The 9978-nt window shown below is 69.0% G+C and carries 7 protein-coding genes; 6 read left to right on the top strand and 1 reads right to left on the bottom strand.

Annotation, left to right across the window (positions count from 1 at the left end):
* Positions 1-50 precede the first annotated feature (50 nt).
* Entirely contained in the window at positions 51-416 is a 366-nt protein-coding gene (locus tag ATK30_RS32275) for a VOC family protein (RefSeq protein WP_101438627.1), read from the bottom strand.
* A gap of 59 nt (positions 417-475) precedes the next feature.
* Here ATK30_RS32275 and ATK30_RS32270 point away from each other — a divergent pair, with 59 nt between their 5' ends.
* From ATK30_RS32270 to ATK30_RS32245, 6 genes are all read left to right on the top strand, one after another.
* Complete coding sequence (locus ATK30_RS32270; RefSeq protein WP_101438626.1) at positions 476-1309, top strand: enoyl-CoA hydratase-related protein; 834 nt, start codon at positions 476-478, stop codon at positions 1307-1309.
* Positions 1306-1911 (top strand): acetoacetate decarboxylase family protein, encoded by a 606-nt coding sequence (locus ATK30_RS32265; protein ID WP_101438625.1) that lies wholly within the window; start codon positions 1306-1308, stop codon positions 1909-1911. The genes ATK30_RS32270 and ATK30_RS32265 overlap by 4 nt, the downstream gene beginning before the upstream one ends.
* Before the next feature lie 216 nt (positions 1912-2127).
* Entirely contained in the window at positions 2128-5109 is a 2982-nt protein-coding gene (locus ATK30_RS32260; RefSeq protein ID WP_101441184.1) for a ribonucleoside-diphosphate reductase subunit alpha, read from the top strand.
* A 14-nt stretch (positions 5110-5123) separates the two neighbouring features.
* On the top strand, positions 5124-6197 hold the full coding sequence (locus ATK30_RS32255; RefSeq protein WP_101438624.1) for a ribonucleotide-diphosphate reductase subunit beta: 1074 nt from the start codon (positions 5124-5126) through the stop codon (positions 6195-6197).
* Between the two features lie 275 nt (positions 6198-6472).
* Positions 6473-7876 (top strand): cytochrome P450, encoded by a 1404-nt coding sequence (locus tag ATK30_RS32250; protein ID WP_101441183.1) that lies wholly within the window; start codon positions 6473-6475, stop codon positions 7874-7876.
* 264 nt (positions 7877-8140) lie between these two features.
* Entirely contained in the window at positions 8141-9976 is a 1836-nt protein-coding gene (locus ATK30_RS32245; RefSeq protein WP_167442039.1) for a diguanylate cyclase domain-containing protein, read from the top strand.
* Positions 9977-9978: the final 2 nt, after the last annotated feature.

Below are 9978 nucleotides of genomic sequence, written 5' to 3'. Positions count from 1 at the left end.
CTCCTTGCGGGAATCTGATTCCCTCAAGGAGTCCTTCACGGACCTTCAGGTCAGCCGTGCGCGGTGTCGATCACGCAGAACCGGTTGCCTTCCGAATCAGCCAGCACCACGAAGTCCGGATCCTCCGGGTAATGCGGCCAGGCGACCCGCCGCGCACCCAGCCCGACCAGCCGCTCGACCTCCGCCGCCTGTTCCGCGGCATCCCCCGCGTACAGGTCCAGATGCACCCGCGGCACCTCCTGCGCCGGCGCCGAACTCCGCTGGAACGCGATCCGCGGCCCCGCACCTCCGGAAGGCTGCAGCACGACGAAATCCGTCGCGTCGTCCCGCCGCACATACCCGAGCGCCGCGCTCCAGAACGCGACCGCGCGCTCCAAGTCCTCGACTCCCAGCACCACCGTGCCCACCTTCAGCATCGCCCCAGCATGCCGGGCCACTGTTGACACCGTGAAAACAAGCGCCCTACCGTCCTCCCATGGACTCCTACGCGGAGATCGCCTACGAGGTCGCCGCCAAGGTCGCGACCGTTCTGCTCGACCGGCCCGGAGCCCGCAACGGCTACACGATCCGGATGGCCGACGAACTCGCCCACGCCCTCGACCGGGCCGACCGCGACGAGGACGTCCGCGCGGTCGTGCTCGGGACGACCGGCAAGGACTTCTCCGTCGGGGCCGATCTCTCCTCCGGCGGTTTCGACTTCGGTGACCGGCCGCCGGACGACTGGCAGGAACCAGCCGGCCGCGTCTCCAAGCGGATCTTCACCATGAACAAACCGGTCCTCGCCGCGTTGCGCGGGGCGTCCGTCGGCGCGGGCATCACCATCACGCTGTCCTGCGATTACCGGTTCGCCTCCACCGACTCCAAGTTCGGCTTCGTCTTCACCCGCCGCGGCATCTACCCCGAAGGCGCGTCCGCGTGGTTCCTCCCCCGCCTCGTCGGGATGGGCGCGGCCGTCGACTGGATGGTCAGCGGACGGCTCTTCGGCCCCGACGAAGCGCTCCGAGCCGGGCTCGTCCACCAGGTCCACGACCCCGACGACGTCCTCGCGCAAGCGCAAGCCAGGGCGAAGGAGATCGCCGAAACCACCGCACCGGTCGCGGTGGCGGTTACTCGGCAGCTGCTCTACCGGATGGCCTCGGCCCCGTCTCCCTTCGACGTCCACCAGGTGGACTCGAAGCTCATCTCCCAGCTGGGCTCGAACCCCGACGCCGTCGAAGGCATCGCTTCCTTCTTCCAGAAACGCCCGCCCGAGTTCCCGTTGCGCGTCGACCGCGATCTGCCGCCGTATCTGCCCTGGATCACCGAATGACCGATTACCCGCCCGAACCGTGGCACCTCGTCGCCGACGCGTGCATCTCGATGTGGCGAGTCCCCGTCGACGAGCTGCCCGCGTTGCCCGCGGAACCCCTCGTGGTCAATAAGCAGGCCGCCGTCTTCACCACCTGGATCGACTACCTGCCGTCCGGCCAGCTGAGCTACCACGAACTCCTTTCCTGCGTCGCCGTGCGCGGCCGCGGGCTCGCCGCGTCGATCACCGACATCTGGGTCGACAGCGAGGTCTCGCTCGCCGGCGGGCGCGAGCTGTGGGCCATCCCCAAGGAGCTCGCGACCTTCACCTTCACCGGCGGGCGCACCTTCACCGCGGCGACTTCCGACGACTGGATCGCCACCGCAGCCTTCACCCCGCGCCTCGGGCTCCCGATGACCGTCCCGATACGCTTCGAGATCGCCCAGGACCGCGGCGGCAGCCCGCTGCGTACCCCGGTCGAGTGGCGTTCGAAGCCCCGCGCGGCCGCCGCTGACTGGTCGGTCAACCCCGCCGGGCCGCTGGGCTTCCTGGCCGGGAAACGGCCCCTGGCCAGTGCGGCACTGCGCGCCGCGAAGCTCCGTTTCGGATCTTGCCCTCGGTGATCGGATAACCCGCCAGGGTGAGACCGACACGCCATACCTTGGGGCCCGTGCGAGCCTCCACCCCAACATGTAGTCTCTGGGAACCGGCAGCCCCCAGCGACGGGGAGACCGCTTGAAGAGGGCGGCCGGGCTGTTTCGCCGAAACCGCAGCGCATGGCCTTGACCGGCCGTGTGCCGCTCGAACGCGCCCATTTCGAGGAACTGTTGGAGACACGCATGTCAGTGGAAACCGGTCAGCGGCCGCCGTCGGCGGCGGAGGGGGCCCCGAGCGCGGTCCGCGTCATCCGGCGGGACGGAAGCGTCTCGCCCTTCGACGCGGGCAAGATCTCGGTGGCGCTGACCAAGGCCTTCCTCGCGGTCGAGGGCGGCGACGCCGCCGCGTCCTCCCGCGTGCACCACGTGGTCGCGGAGCTGACCGGGCAGGTCGAGGCGGCGCTGCTGCGCCACACCGGCCCGGAGACCCCGCTGCACATCGAGCAGATCCAGGACCAGGTCGAACTCGCCCTGATGCGCGGCGAGCACCACAAGGTCGCCCGCGCGTACGTCCTCTACCGCGACGAGCGCGCGAAGGCCCGCGAGGCCGCCGCGCCGGCGCACCCCGAGGTCGCGCTGAGCGTCAAGGGCGCCGACGGAACGCTGCGCCCGCTCGACTGGGCGCGCGTTTCGCACGTCGTCGGCGAGGCCGTCGCCGGGCTCGAGGACGTGTCCGCCGAGCCGGTGCTGGCCGAGGCCAAGCGCAACCTCTACGACGGCATCACCGCCGACGAACTGGCGCTCGCGCAGATCATGGCCGCGCGCGTGCTCGTCGAGCAGGAGCCGAACTACTCGTTCGTGTCCGCCCGGCTGCTGCTGGACAAGCTGCGCGGCGAAGCGCTGAGCTACCTCGCCGGCGCCCCGCGCCAGGCCAGCCAGGACGAGATGGCGAGCGAGTACGCGCCGTACTTCCGCGCGTACCTGCGCCGCGCCGTCGAACTCGAACTGGTCGACCCCGAGCTGACCACGTTCGACCTCGACAAGATCACCGCCGCGATCCGCCCCGAGCGCGACCTCGACTTCGGCTTCCTCGGCCTGCAGACCCTGTACGACCGGTACTTCCAGCACCACAACGGCGTGCGGTTCGAGCTGCCGCAGGCGTTCTTCATGCGCGTCGCGATGGGCCTGGCGATCCGCGAGGACAACCGCGAAGCCCGCGCGATCGAGTTCTACGAACTGCTCTCGACGTTCCACTTCATGGCGTCCACCCCGACGCTGTTCAACAGCGGCACCAACCGCGCGCAGCTGTCGTCCTGCTTCCTGACCACTGTGGACGACGACCTGGACTCGATCTTCCAGGCGTACAAGAACAACGCGCTGCTGGCCAAGTACTCCGGCGGCCTCGGCAACGACTGGACCCCGGTCCGCGGCCTCGGCGCGCACATCAAGGGCACCAACGGCCAGTCCCAGGGCGTCGTGCCGTTCCTGAAGATCGCCAACGACACCGCGGTCGCGGTCAACCAGGGCGGCAAGCGCAAGGGCGCGGCGTGCGCGTACCTGGAGACCTGGCACGTCGACATCGAGGAATTCCTCGACCTGCGCAAGAACACCGGCGACGACCGGCGGCGCACGCACGACATGAACACCGCCAACTGGGTCCCGGACGAGTTCCTGCGCCGCGTCGAGGCGAACGCCGAGTGGACGCTGTTCTCGCCGAACGAGACGCCGGACCTGCACGACCTCTACGGCAACGCGTTCGCGCAGCGCTACCGCGAGTACGAGGCGGCCGCCGCGCGCGGCGAGATCAAGGTGTTCCGCAAGGTCCGCGCGGTCGAGCTGTGGCGGCGGATGCTGACCATGCTGTTCGAGACCGGCCACCCGTGGATCACCTTCAAGGACCCGTGCAACCTGCGTTCGCCGCAGCAGCACGTCGGCGTCGTGCACTCGTCCAACCTGTGCACCGAGATCACGCTGAACACGAACACCGAAGAGGTCGCGGTCTGCAACCTCGGCTCGGTGAACCTGCTCAAGCACGTCACTCCGTCCGGTTTGGACACCGAGCGGCTCGAGAAGACCGTGCGCACCGCGGTCCGCATGCTCGACAACGTGATCGACATCAACTTCTACACGATCCCGGAAGCACGCCGTTCCAACCTGCGCCACCGTCCGGTCGGCCTCGGCATCATGGGCTTCCAGGACGCGCTGTTCGAGCTCGGCGTGCCGTTCGCGTCGGAAGAAGCGGTGAAGTTCGCCGACGTGTCGATGGAGCACCTCTCCTACTACGCGATCTCGGCCTCGACCGATCTCGCCGAGGAGCGCGGGCAGTACCAGACGTTCGAGGGTTCCTTGTGGAGCAAGGGAATCCTGCCGATCGACTCGATGCAGCTGCTCATCGACGCCCGCCAGGGCGACGGCCTCGACGTCGACACCTCCACGACGCTGGACTGGGCCCCGCTGCGCGAGCGCGTCAAGACCGTCGGCATGCGCAACTCCAACGTCATGGCGATCGCGCCGACCGCGACGATCTCCAACATCTCCGGCGTCGGCCAGTCGATCGAGCCGCTGTTCCAGAACCTGTACGTCAAGTCGAACATGTCCGGCGACTTCACCGTCGTCAACCCGCACCTGGTCAAGAGCCTCAAGGCACGCGGCCTGTGGGACGAGGTCATGGTCAGCGACCTGAAGTACTTCGACGGCAGCCTCGGCCAGATCGACCGGGTTCCGGACGACCTCAAGGCGCTGTACGCGACCGCCTTCGAGATCGAGTCGAAGTGGATCGTGGACGCCGGTTCGGTGCGGCAGAAGTGGATCGACCAGGCGCAGTCGCTGAACCTGTACATCGCGGCTCCGAGCGGCCGCAAGCTCGACGAGCTGTACCGCTACGCCTGGCACAAGGGCCTCAAGACCACGTACTACCTGCGGGCGCAGTCCGCGACGCACGTGGAGAAGAGCACCCTGCGCGGCACCGACGGCAAGCTGAACGCCGTCTCCGCCACCCCGGCACCGGCCGCTCCGGCTGCCGCGGCCCCGGCCGCCGCGCCTTCCCCGGCGCCGTCGCCTTCGCCGTCCGCCGCGGTTCCGGCCGTCTCCCCCGCGCCGTCGCCGTCGCCCGCCGCGGCCGTCCCGGCGGAACCGAAGGAGATGCCGAAGACCGACGTCGACTTCGTCGCCACCGAGGGCGCGGCCTGCCGGATCGACGACCCCGACTGCGAAGCCTGCCAGTAAGGAATCCCTGCACCATGACCAACGTGGAAACGACGGACGCGACCGGCCTCGGCGAGATCGAGGTCGGCGCGGCCCGGATCAACGTCGACGACAAGCGGATGATCAACGCGCGTGCCGACGTCAACCAGCTGCTGCCGATGAAGTACCGGTGGGCCTGGGACAAGTACCTCGCGGCGTGCAACAACCACTGGATGCCGACCGAGGTCGCGATGCAGGCCGACATCGCGCTGTGGAAGTCGCCGGACGGCCTCACCGAGGACGAACGGCAGATGCTCAAGCGCAACCTCGGTTTCTTCGCCACGGCGGAGTCCTTGGTGGCCAACAACATCGTGCTCGCGGTGTACCGGCAGATCACCAACCCGGAGTGCCGCCAGTACCTGCTGCGCCAGGCCTTCGAGGAGGCCGTGCACACGCACACCTTCCAGTACATCTGCGAAAGCCTCGGCCTCGTCGAGGGCGAGCTGTTCAACATGTACCGCGAGGTTCCGTCCATTTCGGACAAAGACGCGTGGGCGCTGAAGTACACGCAGAACCTTGAGAACCCGGACTTCGAGACTGGCACGCCGGAGGCCGACCAGGCCTTCCTGCGCGACCTCGTGGCGTTCTACGTGATCTTCGAGGGCATGTGGTTCTACACCGGGTTCGCGCAGATCCTGTCGCTCGGCCGGCGGAACAAGATGGTCGGCATCGCCGAGCAGTACCAGTACATCCTGCGCGACGAGTCGATCCACCTGAACTTCGGCATCGACTGCATCAACCAGATCAAGATCGAGAACCCGCACCTGTGGACCGAGCAGTTCCAGGCCGAGGTGCGCGGGATGCTGCAGGAAGCGTGCGAACTGGAAGTCGCCTACGCGCGCGACACCATGCCGCGCGGCATGCTCGGGCTGTCGGCTGACCTGTGCGAGCAGTACATGCACTTCATCACCGACCGGCGCGCGCAGCAGATCGGGCTGGCCCCGATCTACGGCGAGAACGAAAACCCGTTCCCGTGGATGTCGGAGGCGATGGACCTGAAGAAGGAGAAGAACTTCTTCGAGACCCGCGTCATCGAGTACCAGTCCGGCGGCGCGCTCGACTGGGACTGATCCCGAGGCGCCCGCTGACCGCTCGGCCACGCTCTGGTTCGCCAGGGCGTGGCCGAGTCGCGTCTGAGGATCACCCGAACGGCACGCTCGCGGGTATTGTCAATGCGTCAACAAGGGTGGACCGTGGAGGGCGACCGACATCCCGGACCGGGAGGGCCGCCATGGCGGACACGACCGCGAAAACCGGAATCCCGACGGCGGGCGGCGCGCTCGGCAGCCTCGCCCACGCCGGAAGCGACGGCGTCACCCGGCTCTCGGAAAACCTGCGCGGCCGGATGCCGCCGCTGACCGCGATCCCGTTGCCGCGCAAGGTCGACGAACGCTGGCTCGGCGCGCGCTGGCCGGTCCGCGAGCTCGCCGCGCCGCCCGCGGGCAGCGGCCTGAAACCGGTGCTCGGCGACGACGGGCCGCCGCTGATCGGCCACACGCTGGACGGGATGCGGTTCGGCCTCGACTTCAGCCTGCGCCGCTTCGACCAGTTCGGCCCGGTGTCGTGGATGGGCGTCTTCGGCCAGCGGATCGTGACGCTGTCCGGGCCCGAGGCCACCCAGGCCGCGCTCGTGAACAAGGACAAGGCGTTTTCCCAGGAGGGCTGGAAGTTCTTCATCGAGCGGTTCTTCGAGCGCGGGCTCATGCTGCTCGATTTCGGCGAGCACCACCTGCACCGGCGGATCATGCAGGAGGCGTTCACCCGCGACCGGCTCCGCGGCTACGTCGCGCAGATGGGCCCGGCGCTGCGCGAAGGCGTCGCCGTGCTGCCGTCCGGCCGTCCCCGGCTGTACTGGGCGTTCAAACAGCTGACGCTGGACGTCGCGACGCAGGTTTTCATGGGCATGCGCTCGGCCTCCGACGCCGAGCGCATCAACCGCGCGTTCGTGGCCGCTGTGCGCGCCGGTACCGCCGTGGTGCGCTATCCGGTGCCTGGCGGGCGCTGGGCCGCGGGTTTGCGCGGCAGGCGGACGCTGGAGCGGTATTTCGGCGAGAACCTGGCGGCGAAGCGCGACGCGGACGGCGACGACCTGTTCTCCGCGCTCTGCCACGCCGTCTCCGAGGACGGCGACCGGTTCAGCGACGCCGACATCGTCAACCACATGATCTTCCTGATGATGGCCGCGCACGACACGACCACCATCACCGCCAGCGCGATGGCCTACTACCTCGCGAAACATCCGGAATGGCAGGACCGCGCCCGCGAGGAGTCGCTGCGGCTCGGTGATGACCTGCCGGACCTCGAGGCGCTGGAAAGCCTCGAAACGCTGGACCTGGTCATGAAGGAGGCGCTGCGGCTCCGCGCGCCGGTGCCGTCGCTGGCCCGGAAGACCACAAAGGACACTGCGGTCCTCGGCCACTACCTGCCGGAAGGAACGCTGGTCGGGGTTTCGCCGACGCTGAACCACTACTCCCCCGAGCACTGGACCGATCCGCTGCGCTTCGACCCCGAGCGGTTCGGCCCGGACCGCCGCGAGGACAAATCGCACCGGTTCGCGTGGATGCCCTTCGGCGGCGGCGCGCACAAGTGCATCGGGCTGCAGTTCGGCGGCCTGGAGGTGAAAGCGCTCATGCACGAGCTGCTGCGGGCGCACCGCTGGTCGGTGCCCGAGGACTACGTCGCCAAATGGGACTACGTCTCGCTTCCGGTGCCCGCCGACGGCCTGCCCGCCCGGTTGGCCTATCGTTGACGGCCGCCGCGCCGGACGGAATGGTCGACAGCTGGAGACAAAACCGCAGCACAAGCCACCTTCGTGTACTCAAGGTGACTTGATGTCACCAGTTGTGTAGCATCCATCACTCGTTCAGCCGGTAGACACCCTGTTTGGTCCGTGATGCCGTGGCATCACTTGCGGCCAACTCGTACCCAGTGTGGGTCTTCGGATCCTCCGCACCGGGCCTGAGCTGGTCTTTGTCCGCGTATGAAGAGGTGGAGTGTGCCGGAGCCTGGTGCCATGCCAGGGTTGGTCGACGTCGCGCGCAAGTACGCGGCGGCGCTGACCGACACCAACGGAGTAACGCTCCCTCCCGCCGAGGTGGAGCGCCTGCTGCTCGACTTCGCCGGCGAGGTCGCCGCCCGTCCCGAGGACGCGGGCGCCACGCGGCGGTTCACCGCGCTCTTTTCGTCCGCGCCGCTCGGCATCGCGCTCACCGACCCGGCCGGGACCGTGGTCGAGGCGAACGCCGCGCTGGCCCGGCTGCTCGGCACGTCCACGACCGCGTTGCGGGACAAGCACATCGCCGATCTCGCCGCCGGTCCGCAGGACGCCGAGCGGCTGCGCGCCGCGCTCGAGCACCTGCCGCTCACCGCCGACGCCCGCCGGACGGTCCAGAGCGTACAGCTCGGCCACAGCCGCGACGGCGAGCTGACCACGAACGTCACGCTCGCGTCGCTGCCCGGCGACCGGCCGGACACGTACTTCCCGGTGTTCATGGCGGCCGATGACGACGACCTGCACCTGCTCGGCGAACGGCTGCGGCACCAGAACCTGCACGATTCGCTCACCGGACTGCCCAACAGCGCCGCGTTCAACGCCCAGCTCGAAGTCGCGCTCGGCTCGGGCGGGTCCGACGAGATCGCCTTGCTGTACCTGGACATCGACGGGTTCAAGGTGATCAACGACGGGCTCGGCGCCGGCATGGGCGACCTGGTGCTGAAGGCGATCTCGCGGAAGCTGGAGACGGTGTTCGCCGGTCAGCACGAGGGCTACGTCGCGCGGCTGTCCGGCGACGGCTTCGCGGTGCTGCTGCGCGGCCCGGAGCTGACCGCGCAGAAGACGGTCGTGCTGGCCGACCGGGTGCTGGAGGAACTCAGCGAGCCGGTGTACGTCGACGGGCACGGCATCGGCGTCAGCGCGAGCATCGGCATCGTCGTGCGCCCGGCGAACGAAGGCAGCCACGGCGACCTGCTGCGCGCGGCCGAACTGGCGCTGCACCGCGCCAAGGAGGCGGGCAAGGCGCAGTGGATGCTGTTCGACCCGCAGCTCGACGCGCGAGACCGCAACCGCTACCAGCTCGGCGCGGTGATCGCCGGTGCGCTGGAGAACGGCGAGTTCTCGCTGATCTACCAGCCGACGGTCAAACTCGCGAAACCGGACGAGATCGCCGCGGTGAACGCCGGGCTGCTCTGGAGCCACCCCGAACGCGGCGAACTCGGCCCCGAGGAGTTCTACCCGCTCGCGCAGACCACCGGGATGACCGTGCCGCTCGGCAAATGGCTGCTGCAGGAGTCGCTCGGCGCGACCGCGCGCTGGCGCGAGCAGTACGGCCCCGCCGCGCCGGACGTCTGCATCAAGCTGCCGAACCGGCTGGCCATCGACCCGGATCTGGTGCTGCTGGTCAAGAATCAGCTCGACCGGCACCGCCTGCCCGCACGAGCGCTGCGGCTGTGCACCGACCGCGAGTCGCTCTTCGACGGCGAGGGCGAGGTGCTGGACTCGTTCAGCGTGCTCGCCGACCTCGGCGCGCAGCTCGTGCTCACCATCTCCGGATCGTCCGACCTGGAACTGATCCCGCGCTACCAGCTCCCGGTCAAGCACGTGATCCTGAGCGGCCCGGTCGTCGACGCACTGGCCGTCCCCGACCCGTCCGAGACCGACGTGCGGCACCTGTCGCAGCTGGTCACGCGAGCGAAGGAACTGGGGCTGCGCATCGGCGCGGAGGGCGTGCGCGACGCCGGACACGCGGAACGCCTGCGGGAACAGGGCGTACTCGCGGCACGGGGTTCGTTCGTGGCGGAATCCGCGACGGGCGACGAGGTCGACGAAATGATCGCCCGGCACGCCAGCTGACG

It is taken from the genome of Amycolatopsis echigonensis (assembly GCF_002846615.1).
Lineage (GTDB): Bacteria > Actinomycetota > Actinomycetes > Mycobacteriales > Pseudonocardiaceae > Amycolatopsis > Amycolatopsis echigonensis.
The sequence above is the reverse complement of the archived record's forward strand: the minus strand, read 5'-3'. Positions and strand labels throughout refer to the sequence as shown.

Coding starts and splice junctions, on each gene's coding strand:
- ATK30_RS32275 (WP_101438627.1), bottom strand. CDS start 416: ATGCTGAAGGTGGGCACGGTGGTGCTGGGAGTCGAGGACTTGGAGCGC.
- ATK30_RS32255 (WP_101438624.1), top strand. CDS start 5,124: ATGACCAACGTGGAAACGACGGACGCGACCGGCCTCGGCGAGATCGAG.
- ATK30_RS32260 (WP_101441184.1), top strand. CDS start 2,128: ATGTCAGTGGAAACCGGTCAGCGGCCGCCGTCGGCGGCGGAGGGGGCC.
- ATK30_RS32270 (WP_101438626.1), top strand. CDS start 476: ATGGACTCCTACGCGGAGATCGCCTACGAGGTCGCCGCCAAGGTCGCG.
- ATK30_RS32265 (WP_101438625.1), top strand. CDS start 1,306: ATGACCGATTACCCGCCCGAACCGTGGCACCTCGTCGCCGACGCGTGC.
- ATK30_RS32245 (WP_167442039.1), top strand. CDS start 8,141: ATGCCAGGGTTGGTCGACGTCGCGCGCAAGTACGCGGCGGCGCTGACC.
- ATK30_RS32250 (WP_101441183.1), top strand. CDS start 6,473: ATGCCGCCGCTGACCGCGATCCCGTTGCCGCGCAAGGTCGACGAACGC.